The sequence below is a fragment of the Soonwooa purpurea genome (assembly GCF_053891095.1).
Genome location: NZ_JBSSMA010000001.1, coordinates 279,517 through 296,393 on the forward strand (window position 1 = coordinate 279,517; position 16,877 = coordinate 296,393).

The window sequence follows — 16,877 nt, forward strand, 5'->3', positions numbered from 1 at the left end:
CTAACTATATACTTTTCAGAATGAAAAAGAAGTTCACCATCAAAAAATTTCTCTACATCCTACTCGGACTTGTTGTTCTAGGCGCTTTGGTTATGGGAATTAGCTATGTCGTAAAATCCAACTCGGCAGAAAAGGAAATCTTCTTAACGAGAAAACCTACAATTTCTAATCTTGAGGACAAAGTCATGGCAACAGGAAAAATTGTCCCTCGCGAAGAGATTGAGATAAAACCCAATATGTCTGGGATTATTACCAGTATTGAAGTGGACGAAGGCGACAAAGTTACCGCTGGACAACTACTTGCAACATTGAGAATTATCCCAACCGTTTCCGATGTTAATGGTGCGATGCAGGAAATTAACAATGCTGAAATACAAGTTAAGAATGCTCAAATAAATGTTTCTAATCAACAGAAACAATTTGCGATGCAAGATAAACTGTACAAGCAAGGTGTGATTTCTAAACAAGAATACATCACCGCACAACAACAATATGAGAGTACTGTACAGCAACAGAAAATTGCCAACCAATCCCTAAATGCCGCGCAAAAAAGATTGCAAATTGTAAAAACAGGGGCAACGCCAGAATTGCAAGGTATGGCGACAACACAAATTCGGGCAAAAGCTGCGGGAACAGTTTTAGAAATTCCTGTGAAAGTTGGTAGCCAAGTTATCGAAGCCAATGCTTTCAACCCTGGAACAACCATTTGTTCTATCGCAGATTTGGGTTCATTAATTTTCCAAGGAACGATTGATGAAGCCCAAGCGGGAAAACTTAAAGAAGGCATGGACATGAACATCGTTATCGGTGCGCTTCAAAACAAAAACTTCCCTGGCAAATTAACACTTATCGCACCAAAAGGTAAAGAGGAAACGGGAACAATAAAATTCTCTGTGGAAGGCGATGTTTTCAATAAAACCAATGAATATATCCGTGCAGGTTTCAGTGCTAATGGCGAAATCGTCTTGGACAGTCAAAAAAATGCGTTGTTATTGGATGAATCTTTAATACAGTATGAAAAAGTAAATAATGTTGACAAATCTTTTGTGGAAGTAAAACAGCCCGATGGCAGTTTCAAGAAAGTCTATGTTAAGCTAGGCGCCAGCGACGGTATTCGTGTACAAATCCTTTCAGGCATTGATAAAAATGCGGAAGTTAAAGTTTGGAATCCTTCTGATAAAGACAAAGAAGAACTCAAAGAAAAGAAAAACAAATAGCAAAAAAAAAGCGATTTCTAACTAAATCGCTTTTTTTATTATTCCTCCTCAGACAAGCTATCGCGAGATTGATTATTGTACAACAAGGCATAATAACCATTAAGTGCGAGAAGGTCTTCGTGACGGCCTTCTTCAACGATTTTACCTTTTTCCATGACGATTATTTTATCAGCTTTTTCGATGGTTGACAATCGATGCGCAATGATAATGGACGTTCGTTCTTTCGTAATTTTTTCGGTGGCACGTTGTATTAGTTTTTCACTTTCATGATCGATGGAAGAAGTCGCTTCGTCCAAAATCAAAATTTTAGGATCCGACAAATAAGCTCTTAAAAATGATAAAAGTTGACGTTGTCCAAGTGAAATCGACGATCCTCTTTCGCTAACAACATAATTGTAACCACCTGGAAGACTTTCAATAAAATCATCTACTTCAATCTCTTGTGCCACTTTTTTAATTTGCTCCATCGTGATGCTTTCGTCACCCAAAGTTAAATTTTCAAAAATAGAACCATGGAACAAGAAAACATCTTGTAGAACCACACCAATATGACTTCTTAAATTATACAATTCATAATCACGGATTTCGACATCATCCAAAAGAATCTCGCCAGAATTGATATCGTACAATCTTGTGATTAAGCTAATTATAGTAGATTTTCCAGCGCCAGTGGCACCAACTATCGCCACCGTTTCGCCAGGATTAACTTTAAAACTAATGCCTTTCAGAACTTCTTGTTTTTCATCATAAGCAAAACGAACATCTTTAAATTCAATTTTACCATCAAATTCACTTTTAACAATTTTACCTTCATTGGGCATCGCATTATCTTCATCCATAACGCCCAAAACACGCTCGGCACCCACCAATCCTCTTTGGATATTATTAAATCGATCCGCAATCTGGCGCAATGGTCGAATCAGCATATTGATAAACTGAATAAAGGCGATAATAACACCCGCTTTCGCCTCGATAAAACCACCATAAAACAAGATAAAACCAATGAAAATTGACGAAATCAATTCAACTACAGGAAAGAACAATGAGAAGATAAAAACTGTTCTCAACAAAGCTGCTTTCAGCTGAATATTAATATCATCAAACTTTTTAAACTCCGCTTCTTGACGATTAAAAACCTGAATAATAGACATCCCAGACAGGCGTTCTTGTACAAAACTATTTTGTATCGCAGTCCAGCTACGCTCGTCACCAAAAGCCTTTTTAAGTCTCTTTTGGAAAATACGCGTTATAATCACCATTAATGGTAAAATCGCTAACGAAATATAACTGAGCTCCACATTCGTTTGGAACATCATAAATAACACAAATGCAATTCTTAAGATGTCACCAAAAACCATCAAAAAACCGTCCGTATAGACCACCGCAATCGTCTCCACATCGCCAACAGCACGTGTCACCAACTGTCCCAAAGCGGTTTTATCAAAAAAAGATGTTTTGAAATAAATCAGCTTATGATAAAGTCTTTCACGAATATCCCGAATCACATTCTGTGAGATAAAATTCGAAAAGTAAACTAGGAAAAAATTGAGCAACATTTCCGCAATTACTAATCCTATTAGGATATAGATATGCTTCATCATCAATCCTGTATCTTTCAGTTTCGTGATATCATTATCGACAATTTCCATCGTCAAATAAGGTCGATATGTCGACACAATTGACAACAAAATTGAAATAATTAAAGTCAAAATAAACCAAGACCGGAACTTCATCCCAATCACAAAGAGTCTTTTAACTATGTCCCAAGTATTTTGCTTTTCCATGTTTTAATCTAAAAAATCATAACCAACATCTACCAAAAAAAGTCCGTGCGCCGGCGCCGATGTTCCCGCTGAGTTGCGATGTTGCTCTTTGATGACGCGATGCATATCCTCTGGCTTCAGCTTACTACTGCCGACTTCCACCATTGTTCCAACAATTGCACGAACCATATTTCTCAAAAAACGATCTGCCGAAATCGTAAATTTCAACAAACTTTCGTCTTGTTCCCAATTTGCGTGATAGATTTTACAAATATTGGTTTTGTTATCCGCATGAAGCTTTGCAAAACTTGTAAAATCCGAATACTCGAACAATATTTTACAAGCTTCGTTCATCGCATCGACATCCAATTTTTTGCGCCACATTTGCCACGCCGAATCTTTTGTAAAAGGATCTTTTTCTTCAGAAATAAAATAATTGTAAGTTCTGTACGTCGCACTAAAACGGGCATGAGCATCGTCTGCCACTTCAAAAATACGTTTTACAGCAATGCTCTCTGGAAGAAAGCTGTTAAGGCGATGCACCAAATTGGGCATCAAAACTTCATTATACTCAAAATGCGCAAAAATTTTCTTCGCATGCACGCCCGTATCTGTTCTGCCCGCGCCCGTTGTTTTTATCGGTTGGCGAAGTAGCACGGACAAAGCTTTTTCCAGTTCCTCCTGGACAGTAATTTGGTTCGGTTGTATCTGATAACCAAAGTATGGCGCACCATCGTAAGAAAATTCTATAAAGTATCGCATTGGTGCAAATTTCCTGATTTTTTTCCAATAAAAATAATTTGGGCGTTCCTTTTTCGCCCTCGCTTTTCCATCCCAAAAAAGTCGGGCTGTTCGCTATATCTTTCTGTAGAGTTGGCTTCGGCTCCGCTCAGCCACCTCTACAGAAGGATGCCGCTGCCATCCCTAACGCGGGATAGGTCAACAGAAGTTAGCTTGCTCAATTTTAATTTAACAACCTTTCAAACCTCACAAAAAAACAAGACCTTTGCAACATGAAAAGGATTTTGCTACTTTCCGATACGCATTCTTACATGGATGACCGAATTTTATCTTACGCCAAAGACGCGGATGAAGTTTGGCATGCAGGCGATTTTGGAAATATGCACGTCATCGAAGAACTGGAAAAGCTAAAACCTTTGACAGGCGTATTTGGCAATATCGATGAGGCAAAAATCCGAACAATCTTTCCGGAAGTCAAAAGCTTCATGTGCGAAGATGTTAAAGTGTTGATGATTCATATCGGTGGTTATCCTGGAAAATATACCGCTTTGGCAAAACAATATATTGCGTCCGAACAACCGCAATTATTTATTTCGGGACATTCTCATATCCTTAAGGCGATGTATGATGAGAAGAACAAGCTTCTGCATCTCAACCCCGGCGCTTGTGGAAAACAAGGTTGGCACAAAGTCCGAACCATGATGCGCTTCAGTATTATCGGGAAAGAAATTAAAGATTTAGAAATTATAGAATTGGGACCAAAATGAAAATCGGAGATGCTGTAAGTATTTTGGATGATGACCTGCGTGGACACATCACTTCTGTTAAGCCAAATGGTTTTGATATCAAAGACGCGTTTGGTTTTATTCACTTTTATCCAAAAGAAAAAGTTATTCTTTTAGACAAAAGTCTTTACGAAAACATTAAGGTTTCTGTAAAAAAAGAAACGTCCAAGCCCATTTCTAAAAAACATAAAAAAGATGCTTTTCGTATTGACCTTCACTTCGAAAATTTGGTAAAAAAACCTTATGAATACGAGTCCTTTGAAAGATTAATGATACAAAAAGAAAAACTTTTGGAAGCCATCGACTTCTGCAGAACTCACAAACTGAAACGAATGATTATTATCCACGGTATCGGCGATGGTGTTTTACAAAATATGGTGCACGAGGTTGTCGAAGGTCTAGCAGATATCGAGTATGACGACGATGGATTTTTCTTTCATCAATCGGGTAGTTTGGAACTTATTTTCAAATAAAATTAGTTCATAGTTACATCATCTGGCGAGTTTGCAAAAATCAAAAAATCGCCGCCCAAATTTTGCATAATATCGCGCCAAAGCCCTCTATCATTCGGGAAGGTATAATCTAGATTATAGACATCTACCACCGTCCAATATTTACTTCTAATTTCTGTTTCTAGCTGCATCGCTGCCCAACCAGAATAACCTGCAAAAACCTTAACATCGGAAAGATTAAGCTTTTCATCAACAATGGCTGCAACGACTTTTTCGATATCTTCTGTCAAATAAAAATCGTCATTAATAAGGCTATGTTTCTCGGTAATTGGCTCACCTTTAATGATAAAAAATATCTTCTCGCGTTCTACTGGTCCTCCGTCATACACTTCTACTTCGAAACCAAAAATATCCAACAATCTATCGCTCATCATTTTATTCTTTTTGTTGAGTATAAGACCGAATCCGCCATGTCTATCATGCTGAACCATCAGGACCACCGAGCGCGAAAATATATCGCCCGATGCGTCAGGTGTTGAGATTAAAAGTTTACCTTTGTAAGAGTTATTCATAACTCAAAACTAAGTAAAATTATATTTTACGCCAATTTTTTTGAAATAGAACTTTGGTAATTTAACATTTCAAATATGGAAGATCTTCATCAACACAGAAAATCTTACGAAAAAGCAGAACTTGCAGAATCAGAAATCCGCGAAAATCCAATTGAACAATTTCGGGATTGGTTCTTAGATGCAGAAGAAAATCCGTTGGTCGCAGAAGCCAATGCGATGGCAATTTCAACGTTAGAGTCTGACGGCTGCCCACGCACGCGAATGGTTTTATTAAAAGCATATAGCGCCGAAGGTTTTATATTCTACACCAATTATGACAGTCGCAAAGGTCAAGCTATTGAATCCAATCATAAAGCTTGTTTGCATTTTTTTTGGCCAAGTCTAGAACGTCAAATCATCATCAAAGCCAATCTTGAAAAAATAGCGCCTAACCTCAGCGACGGTTACTTTCATTCGAGACCACGGGGCAGTCAATTGGGTGCTTTGGTTTCGCCACAAAGTCATGAAATCCCCAATCGTGAGTTTTTAGAAAATAAACTTCAGGATTTGGAAAAAGAATGGGAAGGCAAGGAAATCCCAAGACCCGAAAACTGGGGAGGTTATCTGGCAAGACCTTACGAGATCGAATTTTGGCAAGGTCGTCCCAACCGACTGCATGACCGCATACTATACCAATTAGAAAACAATCTTGACTGGAAAATAAAAAGACTCGCACCGTAAGCGAGTCTTTTTTATATTTTAGAAAAACTTTAGAAACTCAACTTCCAAGCGTCTAGCATTTCTGTAAATCTTGTCGAGTCAAAGCTTTTGCTTCTGATTTTGGAAACAATATGAATTCCTTTTTCATCTGATATTCTAATAATTTCATCAGACTTTTGGGATTCGAAAGCAATAATCTCCGCTTCTTCTATTTCTGCCAATTTATTTTTATGAACAAAGGTGACAAAGTTTTCCATAAGTGGCGAAATATAAGCACCTTCTGTCTGTTTCGGAATTTTAATCACATTGTCTTGCAAAAACAAAAGATTCCCAAAGATACTTCTCGCAATACGTTTGCTGGGATTTAATAATATCAAATCGTCCAAATCATTATCTCTGGCATAAATGCTAGCATAGATATTCTCAGGACAATGCACTTTGATATTGCTAAGAAGATTGGCATTGACATTAATTTCTTTTATCATATCCAATTCGATTGTTCCTTGGATAGCTAATGGATCGCTAACTTCTTTCACTTCAAAATAAAAAGAAGTTTTGGCTTTCGGGAGATTAGCTTTATCTGCTTCTTCACGATAAACCATAAAATCTATAATCGCATTCTGAATATTTTTTTCTAAAACTTCTTTCTGAAAAAGCTCTTGAAAAAACTCTAAGGTGTAAGACAACGGAATATCAAATCGCATTTTGCGCATCGACGCCATGAGGAAAAAGTAAACTTCTTCCGCCATGATTAGCGTATTGTTGCGCACAAAAAAGGACACTTTTACCGCATCTCCGTATAAAAATGCGCGGTTGACCGTTTGTAGATTGTCTTCTATATATTGTAACTTTTGCATCATAAATAAAAAAATAATGAACGATAAATATCGTCCATTTTTATAAGTTTAACTAGGCTGCACCTAATTTTATTTTAAGGTTTTCTATGAGGTTTTCCCAATATAGACGATTTTCTTCCTCATCTCCTTCGTCACAAAAATCAGTTATATTGAGCGACAAATCTTCGGTAAGCTCATCGATGATAATTGTTAACTCGAAGAAATATTTTGAACCTTCGTCTTCTTCCCAACGGAAACGAACAAAACTCTCTGGTTTGTAACGGATAAGCGTTGCTCTCTCGGCAGGCCCACCTCCCCAGCTAAAATAAAAATCATCTCCACGTTCTACCACTTCATCGGCAAACCACTCTGACAGACCTTCCGCACTTGCTAAATACTCGTACAATATCTCTGATAGACAGTGCATATTATATTCGTAGTGAACTTTCGTTTTTGCCATAAATCGTATTTATAATCAGGGCGCAATATATAAATTAATTTCTTATTTGCAAATGCTTTATTAAGCTTAAAAATAAAATAAATCACAAAAAAACATGTTTTTTGTCACTTAATCACTAATTCTTTAATACTTTGATTTAATAGTTTTTATCTAAATTCTTAACCTCATCGATAGCTTCCAAAATTATTTGGCATCCTATCGTAATTTCTTCATTAGAAATCGTCAATGGTGGTGAAATTCTTAAAAACTCATTGCGGTAGAGTTGCCAGAAAACAATAAGACCTTTTTCCATGCAACGTTTTGCAACCGCCAAAGTAAATTCTGGACTTCCGAGATCTACTGCCAACATGAGACCTTTGCCATTTACTTTTTTAATATTTGGATGTACCAATAGTTCTCGGAAAAGCTGCTCTTTCTCGTCCGTTAAGGTCATAAGTCCACTTTCTAAAACTTCTTCTAAAGTAGCTAAACACGCCGCAGCAATCAATGGGTTACCGCCAAAAGTCGTAATATGTCCTAACTTCGGCGAATGGGATAAACTGTCCATAATCTCGCGAGATGCCATAAAAGCGCCTACAGGAACTCCGCCGCCCATACCTTTTCCCATCACCAAAATATCGGGAACAATGCCATAGTGTTCGAAAGCAAATAATTTTCCGGTTCTTCCAAAACCAGGCTGAATCTCATCCAAAATCAACAATGCACCGACTTTTTCACAATGTTTTTTAAGGTTGATAAAATAATCTTGCGACGGTGTTATAAAGCCTGCTGCCCCCTGAATGGTTTCTACAATAACGCAAGCCGTTTTTTCGGTGATTTGTCCAAAATCGTTTTGGTTATCATATTCAATAAAGTCAATCATGGGTAATAGTGGGCGAAACTCACGCTTGTGCACTTCGTTGCCAGCCACACTCAGCGCGCCATGTGTATTCCCGTGATAAGCATTTTTGAAGGCAACAATCTCTTCTCTCCCCGTATATCTTTTGGCAAGTTTTAGCGCACCATCGATTGCTTCTGCGCCACTGTTAACAAGATAGGTAACTTCCAAAGGCTCGGGCGTTGCTTCTGCCAATAGCCGACACAGTTTAACAGGAGCTTCTTGTGCATATTCGCCATATACCATAACGTGAAGATATTTGTCCGCTTGATTTTTGATGGCGTTAACGACTTTCGGGTGCGAATGTCCTAATGTGTTTGCCGATACACCAGCAACAAAATCTAGATAAGCTTTTCCGTCTTTTCCGTAGATGTAACTACCTTCTGCTCTTTCGACTTCGAAACCGGCTGCATAAGGTGTTGTCTGTGCTTGATATTTGAAGAAATTATTTTTGATATCCATTTTAAAATTCTAAAACTTTATGAAGATGCAAATTTACGACCTAGAAATTGAACTAAAAACCAAGTCAAAGCTTTTATCAAAATAATCTTTAAAATTTAGGAGAATTTTTCATTTAATCTTTATGCTGTATGTTTTTAAATCTAAACATTTTTTGTCATTAACGTTACCGAACCTTAGATTCCTCAACTTGCTTTGCTACTTTCGGAGTGACAATATTGAAGTATTATGATTACTAATTGACAATTATAAAATAGAAATCCTAATCTGCGCCCCGGCGTAGGTGTAACTCCTTTTGCGAGAGGCTATGCCGAGCAAAAGAGTGGGAGCCGAAGACGGAAATGGCGCCCAAATAAAAGCCTCATAAATTTTGAAAACTTATGAGGCCAAAGTATGTTTTAAAATATTATCGTTTCTCGCGAACGGGCGTTTTGGGTTTGTTTTTTTCGGCTTGTTTTTGACGTTCTGCTTCTGCCAAGTCGTAAAGTTTGTTGTCGGACTCATAGACAATTTCTTCATAATTGGGCGTATCGAGGAAGATATCTTCCCATTTTTTCGGTCGGTCTTTGGTATTCCAGTTGAAGTCTGGAAAAAATCGTTTTTCGCGTGGCAACATACTCATGGGATAGATGTCGGATTGCGCGCCAATACGGCAAGTCACCGTCTCCAGGCGTTTTTCGATAAAGTCCGCCTCGATCTGTCCGCACACAGCAATGGCCACACCAATGCGGCTCATCTCTTTTGTTTTTTCGTTTTCTTCGTCGGCGTAAGCGATGGATTCGGCATTTTCGACAGCTACGGCTTTTTTGATTTGACCTTTTTCGAAATAAATTCCCATCCATTTGCTTTTGATTTGATGGAACTCGTCTTTCATATTCAGAGAGTCCACTTTGCTAATAGCAAAGGCATTTCCAAGGACTTTTACCGAGTCGATATCTTGCGTCGTGGTGTTCATAAAAACCTTGACCTCATCACCTGTAATCTGCTTGGTTCCTGACCAAAGTATTGGATTTTTCATCAAATGCAAAATGCCATCGGTCTCATTATAAGACATCGAATCGGCGCGTGCTTGCATATTGGTTTTGAAAACGCGAACCTTGTGATAAGCGCGTAGATAGCTTTTTTTCTGATTGGTAGAATCGGGTTTTTGAAAACTTAAAAATCGATCTGCAGAAATATACATGGAGTCTTTTTCGAAAATCTTAACGGCGTAAGGCTTGTTGGTTATCATCGCAGAATCTTTTAGCTCATAGATTTCTGCGTAACCCCCTTTGATAAAACGTTTTTCTTTGGGATCGTCCAGCATGACATTTCCTGTTCCTTTTCCAAAGCCTGTATTTCTGTTATAAACGAGCTCGTCTCCTGTAAGAATTTTTCCGTTGTAGTGAATTCTTGAGTTTTTTCTAAGGTGCGAAATACCTGTTTTCCCATCGTGCTCGCCCAATTCTGTGTAGACATAATTTCCGTAATTCGTTTTACTACGAATGGTTGTAGGTCCAAAGAATTTTGAAAGTTTTGTTGTTTGATTGGTTTTGATATTATCACTTTCTATCGTGTAATCTTTAGCATCAATGGTAGAGTGTCCGACAAAATCGATGTCTTTTGTATTGACATAATAGGTTGCTGACTTGGTGTACATGATGTTTTGTCCATCAGAAATTGTTCCTCCTGTATTAAAATAGGCTGTATTAGGAACACGGTCGTAATATAAAATTTCGGTTTTGATGCTTTGCTTGGGATCGGTCAATACAACATTTCGGCGTGCGATACCACGTTGCGAATTTCCGTCATATTCCATTTCCTCAGCCGTAATTTTGGTACCATCGGCGTTTAGCAATGCAACATTTCCGATGGCTTTCAGGAAATTTTCTTTTTGATATAAAACGACTTTGTCAGCTGTAAGAACCGAACCTTGATGTTCAAATTTAACATTTCCCGAAAAGACAAGATTTCCTTCGTACTGATCGGGTTTTACGCCAGACTCATCGGAGTGTATGTGCTGAACTTTTGACGCTTGTTCCTGTTGGGGCTTGGGCGCAAAAAAAGGATCTCTCGGGTTGTTATTATCAGGTGTCTGCGCGACAATCCGAAACAATCCCGATAGGCTGAATATTAAAAATAATAGAAAAAATTTGTTCATTCCTTATGACTTCTTATGGCCATAAAAATAAAGCGAATGCGTGTCTATTTTAACACCAAAAGCTTGTTCAATAGATTCTTTGATACCTTGAATTCTTGGATCGCAAAATTCAATAATCTCGGCGATTTCCTTATCGGTGCCATCTTTATAAATGACCAAGTGATCGTGTTGTTTATCAAAATAGGATTTCTCATAAGATGATGAACTCAATGTTTTTTCTCCGAATTGATGCTTTCTGATAAGACCTGCATCCAAGAAAATCTCAATTGTATTATAAATCGTCGCTTTGCTGACATGATACTTTTTTTGCATCATAATCAGGTATAAATCATCAACATTGAAGTGATGGTCCAAGTTGTATATTTCTTCTAAAATGGTATAACGTTCTGGTGTATTTCTAAAACCTTTTTCTAAAAGATATTGTCTTAATACATCTTTGATTGTTACTACATTTAGTTCTTTTTGTGTTGTCTCCATAATCGATTCGATAGGACAAAATTACAATTAATTTTTGTAATGATTAGCAAGTCACCAAGTCTAGACTTTTCTAATTTTGTCGTGTACATAACCTTGCTCCAAAAGTGGCGCCGACTCAACAACCACATTGTGAGAGGCTACACCATAGGCTTTGAAATCATTGCTACCCATAGTTCTGACAAAATTATAAACATTCATGATGAGTTTTTCACGGATATTTAATAGATAATCGTTGATATAGACATTGTCGATGATCACAAATTTGAGGTCTGGTGGGATATTATGCGATCGTAATGACGGATAGCTGCTCTTAGAAGGAATCATCTCTTCGTCCATCATATCGTCCAAAACCTGTCCAAAATAATCGCTAATTCTTCGATCGACTTTGAAACCAAGCAAGAAATTTACTTTATAAATCGTACCTGGAAGAATTTCTTCAAGATGGTATTTGAAAGTATAAGGCTCTTCCTGATTAATAACACTTAAGATAAAATAATGATCGGCTCTTTTCGGTTGCGATTTTATAATAGAATAAATAATTTTTGACTCGACTTCGTCTTCTTTTTGGGCGCGGCTGAAGAAGGCTAAATTCGTAGCATATTTGGGAATTGTCTCGTCCAATTTCATATCCATAATAGTGGATACATAATTGTTAAGTTTGACAAATTTAACAAACTGCGTTTTAATTTTTCGACCATTATACCAGCCGTACATACAAATTCCGATGAAACCTGCTAGCAACACAGAAATCCACCCGCCTTCGAAGAATTTAATAATATTGGCACTAAAGAATCCAAGCTCGATGGTTAAATAGGTAACACCAAATAAAGCAATCCAAATTTTTGGCGTTCTTGTTTTGAAAAACCAAAATACCAACAAAATCGTCGTCATCAACATGGTTACCGTAATAGAAAGTCCATAAGCGGCTTCCATTCTACCCGACTCTTTGAAGAATACGACAATAATAACGCACATCAAAAATATTCCCCAATTGATTCTAGGGATATACATTTGCCCTTTGATACCCGATGGATAATCGATTTGTTGATTTGGCCAAAGGTTAATGGACATTGCTTCCGAAAACATGGTAAATGCTCCTGTAATTACCGATTGACTGGCAATAATTGCCGCCGCAGTTGCGATGATAACACCAGGAAGGATAAACCATTCTGGCATAATTCCGAAGAAAGGATTTTTACCATTAAACACCTCATGATAGTTGTTTAGTAACCATGCGCCTTGACCAAGATAATTAAGAATCAACATGGCTTTTACAAAAATCCAACTAATTCTAATATTACTTTTTCCGCAATGTCCAAGATCCGAATAAAGTGCTTCTGCCCCAGTAGTACAAAGAAAAACCGCACCTAAAATAATAATGGCTGAAGGCGAATTATAAATTAATTTTACAGCGTAGATCGGATTAAAAGCCTTTAAAATATAAGGCGCGTCCAAGAGATGATAAAGCCCCAATGTCCCCAACATCAAAAACCAAATCACCATAACTGGTCCAAAAAACTTCCCAATAAAACTCGTCCCAAATTGTTGCACAATAAATATAATAAACAATATAGTTAAAGTAATAGGTACAACTGGCGGATTATGCACCACAAGCTCTAGACCTTCAACAGCCGACATCACGGTTAAGGATGGCGTAATAATACTATCTGCCACCAAAGCAGCAGCACCTATTATTGCAATAATATACAACCATTTCTTACGAATTCGTTTCACCAAAGAATAAAGAGAAAGTATTCCACCTTCTCCTTTGTTGTCTGCTCGCAAAGCTATAATAACGTACTTAAGGGTTGTCTGTAGCGTAATGGTCCAGATAATACAAGACAATGCACCCTCTATATATTCTTCCGAAATAATTCCGCCAGACTTACCAGCATTGATAATAGCTTTCATCACATACAAAGGCGATGTACCGATGTCGCCAAAGACGATACCCAACGAAACGATAACGCCGAAGAAAGAAAGCTTTTTGATGTCTATATGACCACTAGAAGTTTGTGCCATTGTTTGAAAAAATAAAGTGCAAATTTATATTATTTTAGGAACGAAAATACATCTTGTTATTATTTTTTTTCATTAAAAATAAGTATCATTTCAAGTAATTTAAAAAAGACCAAAAGCCTTTGTTTCTCAGATAATTAAAATCCGTTTCATTTTCATAAGCTTCCTTTTCAAAAGATATCGCACGGTAAGCCTGGTATCGATTTCTTAAATAAATAAGGCGCAGAATATATTCTGTAACATATAAAAAGTAAAACGGCAAAATTAACAACTCCAACTGCTGTCGCAGATGTATGCGTTCATGATTAATCAAAACCCGATTCTTACAATCTTCTTTTCTTTGAAGAATAATAAAAGGAAACAAAGTAATCCCCGAAATTTTCATACTTTTGAGAAAAGTTCTTAACACAACAATCATATATCAAAGATATATTTTTTTGAAAACAATTTAACTTATGGCTAAAATTGAAATCAAAGAAAATGAAGACTTTTATTATAACGAGAACGGATACAAAGTTTTCACCGCAACTTTTCACCTCAAACGTGGATATTGTTGCAAAAACGGCTGTAGACATTGTCCTTACGGCTATGATAAAAGAACTGACACATTTTCTAAAGTTAAAAAAAATAACCTCCAGCAATGAAAAAATATCTTTTTATTTTAGGCTTAGCAGTAGCAGGATTGGTAACCTCTTGTAGTCCTTTTCAAGTAAAGTCAGATTATTCTGCCACAGCAAATTTTACAGATTACAAAACTTATTTGTTCCGTACAGATGATTTGAAACTTAACGATCTGGATAAAGATCGAGTGCTTAACGAGCTTTCAAAACAAGTACAGAGCAAAGGATTAACATCTTCGCAAACACCAGATGTAATAATTAATGTAAAAGCATCGCACAAGAAAATCCAAGATATACAATCTTCTTCACCATATGGTATGTATGGCTGGGGCGGTCCTTGGGGTTGGGGCGTAGGCGTTAACAACACCTGGACAAGCAATTATAACAGCGGAACTATCATTGTTGATATGGTAGATGCAAAAACGAACAAACTAATTTGGCAAGGTGTCGGAAGTGGCATTTCGGTAGATTCTCCAAAATCAAAACAAAAACAGATCCCAGAAGTAATTGCCGAAATAATGGCTAATTATCCTCCTCAAAAAGGGAAATAAAAATAAAAAGGCTTCGAGTAAATTCGAAGCCTTTTTGGTGTCTATTCCTCGATTTTGTTCACCAACAATTCTTTAGCTTCCTGCAACATTAATTGTTCACGCTCAGATTTCAAATGAAGTTCTTTCAAAAATTTTGGATTTTCAACCAACTCTTTTACCAAAACACATCCCTTTTCTAGAAGTTTTGTCTTTTCAAACTCACTAATTGTTGTTAAACAAGTTACGGGATAGAGAAGATTGGCATCCACCAAATTCTTTAATCCTTTATTTTTAGGATAATCCCAAGACAACATTCTCAAATTATAATATTCTCCAAAATCTATAGAATCACTCGTAAAATAAGCATTCGTCACCAACCAACCATCTGTAAATCGCGTTGCTTTTCCGAACAATTGATAATCTATCCCCGAAATATCTTTAATCCTCGAGAGCACATACATCGGTGTGGTGACAGATATTTTGGCCTCTCCCGCATTACGAAATTTACATTCCATCCAATAGGTATATTCACCTTTGTGTGCAATGACATCAGCTTCATGCATCACCGCATGACCTTTGATATGTTGGCCTGTTTCAGTTTCGTAACCTAAAGCTCGAAAAACTCTCGAAATCCATTGTTCAAAATAAAATCCAGCAGGCCCCAACTCCAACAAAGCGCGCTTCAGACTATAACGTGCAGCTACCGAATTTGAGACTTTTTTTAAAGCATCAAAAGCCATTTTATAAAGTTCTTTGGTCGTAATTCCTTCAAAACATTTTGGAGTAATTAAACTCACAACTTTATCAATTGCATCTTCGCTAGCGCCTGAGCTTCTAAGAGATTCTTCTAATTTGGTTCGGTCAAACTCCACAAGTTCGCCAAAGTTGTTTTGGATTTTCATTTTAAATATTTAAAAAATTATAGCAATAGGTAATCGTGTTTCATAAAAACTAACAGCTTTAAAACGCGATTAAATGTAAAAATTTACTTAATTTGCATTGTTAAAATTACAAAAAATGATTATCCAACCAAGAACAAGAGGTTTCATTTGTCTTACAGCGCATCCAGACGGCGCTTTGCAAAGTGTAAAAAACCAAATTGAATACGTAAAATCAAAAGGAGAATTAGAAAATGGTCCAAAAAAAGTTTTGGTAATCGGTGCTTCCACAGGATTTGGATTATCTTCTCGTATTGAAGCAGCGTTTGGCTCTGGCGCCGCAACTATTGGTGTATTTTTCGAAAAAGCTTCATCCGAAGGAAAAATGGGAACAGCGGGTTGGTACAATTCGGCTGCCTTCGAAAAAGAAGCTGCAGCAGCAGGTTTGTACGCAAAAAGCATCAATGGCGATGCTTTCTCCGACGAAGTTAAACAACAGACTATAGATTTAATCAAAAAAGATTTAGGCCAAATAGACTTAGTAGTTTATAGTTTAGCCTCTCCTAGAAGAACACATCCTAAAACTGGCGTGGCTTATGCATCGGTGCTTAAACCTATCGGGCAAGCTTTCACCAACAAAACTGTAGACTTCCACACAGGTGCCGTTACCGATATTAGCATTCAACCTGTTGATAAAGATGAAGATATCCAAAACACAATTGCTGTAATGGGTGGAGAAGATTGGAAATTTTGGATGGAAGATCTTAAAAATGCTGGCGTATTAGCAGATGGTGTAAAAACTGTTGCTTACTCTTACATTGGCCCAGAATTGACATTCCCGATTTACAGAAACGGAACCATTGGTCAAGCTAAAAACGATTTGGAAGCTAGCGTTACAACAATCGACAATCTATTAGCTGATATCCACGGAAAATCTTATGTATCGGTTAACAAAGCTTTGGTAACACAATCCAGTTCTGCAATTCCTGTAGTGCCTTTGTATATTTCTTTACTTTATAAAGTCATGAAAGCTAAAGGAACCCACGAAGGAACTATTGAACAAATGGAGCGCCTATTCTCAGAAAGATTATATACTGCAGATGGCAATGTCCCTTTGGACGAAGCTGGACGAATCCGAATTGATGACTGGGAAATGGCAGACGATGTACAAGCAGAAGTTGCAAAACTTTGGGACAGCGTAACCTCTGAAAATTTATCAGAAATCAGCGATATAGAAGGTTATAGAAAAGAATTCTTTAATCTTTTTGGTTTCGAAATGGATGGTATCGACTACGAAAAAGACACCAACGAAGACGTAAAAATCCCGAGCATCGCAGAATAATTCATTATTT

17 protein-coding genes are annotated in these 16,877 nt (G+C 37.2%); 7 read left to right on the forward strand and 10 right to left on the reverse strand.

Features of this window, described 5'->3' with window-relative positions; translation table 11 throughout:
• Positions 1–20: 20 nt before the first annotated feature.
• Entirely contained in the window at positions 21–1,217 is a 1,197-nt protein-coding gene (locus ACVFVN_RS01200; protein WP_456233826.1) for an efflux RND transporter periplasmic adaptor subunit, read from the forward strand.
• Between the two features lie 38 nt (positions 1,218–1,255).
• Here ACVFVN_RS01200 and ACVFVN_RS01205 read toward each other — a convergent pair whose 3' ends face one another.
• Both ACVFVN_RS01205 and truA read right to left on the reverse strand, forming a co-directional pair.
• Positions 1,256–3,001, reverse strand: a complete 1,746-nt coding sequence (locus ACVFVN_RS01205) for an ABC transporter ATP-binding protein (RefSeq protein ID WP_456233827.1) — start codon at positions 2,999–3,001, stop codon at positions 1,256–1,258.
• A gap of 3 nt (positions 3,002–3,004) precedes the next feature.
• Positions 3,005–3,742 carry a tRNA pseudouridine(38-40) synthase TruA gene (gene truA / locus ACVFVN_RS01210; RefSeq protein ID WP_456233828.1) on the reverse strand — a complete coding sequence of 246 codons (738 nt, stop codon included), beginning with the start codon at positions 3,740–3,742 and terminating at the stop codon, positions 3,005–3,007.
• A gap of 251 nt (positions 3,743–3,993) precedes the next feature.
• Here truA and ACVFVN_RS01215 point away from each other — a divergent pair, with 251 nt between their 5' ends.
• Entirely contained in the window at positions 3,994–4,488 is a 495-nt protein-coding gene (locus tag ACVFVN_RS01215; protein WP_456233829.1) for a metallophosphoesterase family protein, read from the forward strand.
• On the forward strand, positions 4,485–4,979 hold the full coding sequence (locus ACVFVN_RS01220; RefSeq protein WP_456233830.1) for a Smr/MutS family protein: 495 nt from the start codon (positions 4,485–4,487) through the stop codon (positions 4,977–4,979). The genes ACVFVN_RS01215 and ACVFVN_RS01220 overlap by 4 nt, the downstream gene beginning before the upstream one ends.
• A gap of 2 nt (positions 4,980–4,981) precedes the next feature.
• On the opposite strand, the gene ACVFVN_RS01225 is transcribed toward ACVFVN_RS01220, so the two are convergent.
• On the reverse strand, positions 4,982–5,530 hold the full coding sequence (locus ACVFVN_RS01225; RefSeq protein WP_165133029.1) for a YqgE/AlgH family protein: 549 nt from the start codon (positions 5,528–5,530) through the stop codon (positions 4,982–4,984).
• Positions 5,531–5,605: 75 nt separating this feature from the next.
• On the opposite strand from ACVFVN_RS01225, the gene pdxH reads away from it, so the two are divergent.
• Positions 5,606–6,250 carry a pyridoxamine 5'-phosphate oxidase gene (gene pdxH, locus ACVFVN_RS01230; protein ID WP_456233831.1) on the forward strand — a complete coding sequence of 215 codons (645 nt, stop codon included), beginning with the start codon at positions 5,606–5,608 and terminating at the stop codon, positions 6,248–6,250.
• A 29-nt stretch (positions 6,251–6,279) separates the two neighbouring features.
• Here pdxH and ACVFVN_RS01235 read toward each other — a convergent pair whose 3' ends face one another.
• The 6 genes from ACVFVN_RS01235 to ACVFVN_RS01260 all read right to left on the reverse strand — a co-directional run bounded on the left by ACVFVN_RS01235 (position 6,280) and on the right by ACVFVN_RS01260 (position 13,500).
• On the reverse strand, positions 6,280–7,086 hold the full coding sequence (locus tag ACVFVN_RS01235; RefSeq protein ID WP_456233937.1) for an aminotransferase class IV: 807 nt from the start codon (positions 7,084–7,086) through the stop codon (positions 6,280–6,282).
• 52 nt (positions 7,087–7,138) lie between these two features.
• Positions 7,139–7,525 carry an START-like domain-containing protein gene (locus ACVFVN_RS01240; protein ID WP_165133033.1) on the reverse strand — a complete coding sequence of 129 codons (387 nt, stop codon included), beginning with the start codon at positions 7,523–7,525 and terminating at the stop codon, positions 7,139–7,141.
• A 136-nt stretch (positions 7,526–7,661) separates the two neighbouring features.
• Positions 7,662–8,858, reverse strand: coding sequence for an aspartate aminotransferase family protein (locus ACVFVN_RS01245; RefSeq protein ID WP_165137551.1), 1,197 nt, complete (start codon positions 8,856–8,858; stop codon positions 7,662–7,664).
• A gap of 409 nt (positions 8,859–9,267) precedes the next feature.
• Positions 9,268–11,001: an OstA-like protein gene (locus tag ACVFVN_RS01250; RefSeq protein ID WP_456233832.1), complete on the reverse strand. Its 1,734-nt coding sequence runs from the start codon at positions 10,999–11,001 to the stop codon at positions 9,268–9,270.
• A gap of 3 nt (positions 11,002–11,004) precedes the next feature.
• Entirely contained in the window at positions 11,005–11,478 is a 474-nt protein-coding gene (locus ACVFVN_RS01255) for a Fur family transcriptional regulator (RefSeq protein ID WP_165133037.1), read from the reverse strand.
• A 60-nt stretch (positions 11,479–11,538) separates the two neighbouring features.
• Positions 11,539–13,500 carry a KUP/HAK/KT family potassium transporter gene (locus tag ACVFVN_RS01260; RefSeq protein ID WP_165133039.1) on the reverse strand — a complete coding sequence of 654 codons (1,962 nt, stop codon included), beginning with the start codon at positions 13,498–13,500 and terminating at the stop codon, positions 11,539–11,541.
• Between the two features lie 452 nt (positions 13,501–13,952).
• Here ACVFVN_RS01260 and ACVFVN_RS01265 point away from each other — a divergent pair, with 452 nt between their 5' ends.
• Positions 13,953–14,141 (forward strand): DUF5522 domain-containing protein, encoded by a 189-nt coding sequence (locus ACVFVN_RS01265; RefSeq protein ID WP_165133041.1) that lies wholly within the window; start codon positions 13,953–13,955, stop codon positions 14,139–14,141.
• Complete coding sequence (locus ACVFVN_RS01270; protein ID WP_456233833.1) at positions 14,138–14,668, forward strand: DUF4136 domain-containing protein; 531 nt, start codon at positions 14,138–14,140, stop codon at positions 14,666–14,668. The genes ACVFVN_RS01265 and ACVFVN_RS01270 overlap by 4 nt, the downstream gene beginning before the upstream one ends.
• Before the next feature lie 41 nt (positions 14,669–14,709).
• Here ACVFVN_RS01270 and ACVFVN_RS01275 read toward each other — a convergent pair whose 3' ends face one another.
• A complete protein-coding gene (locus ACVFVN_RS01275) occupies positions 14,710–15,549 on the reverse strand; it encodes a restriction endonuclease (protein WP_456233834.1) in 840 nt (279 codons plus the stop codon).
• Between the two features lie 115 nt (positions 15,550–15,664).
• Here ACVFVN_RS01275 and fabV point away from each other — a divergent pair, with 115 nt between their 5' ends.
• Positions 15,665–16,867 (forward strand): enoyl-ACP reductase FabV, encoded by a 1,203-nt coding sequence (gene fabV / locus ACVFVN_RS01280; protein WP_456233835.1) that lies wholly within the window; start codon positions 15,665–15,667, stop codon positions 16,865–16,867.
• Positions 16,868–16,877 lie beyond the last annotated feature (10 nt).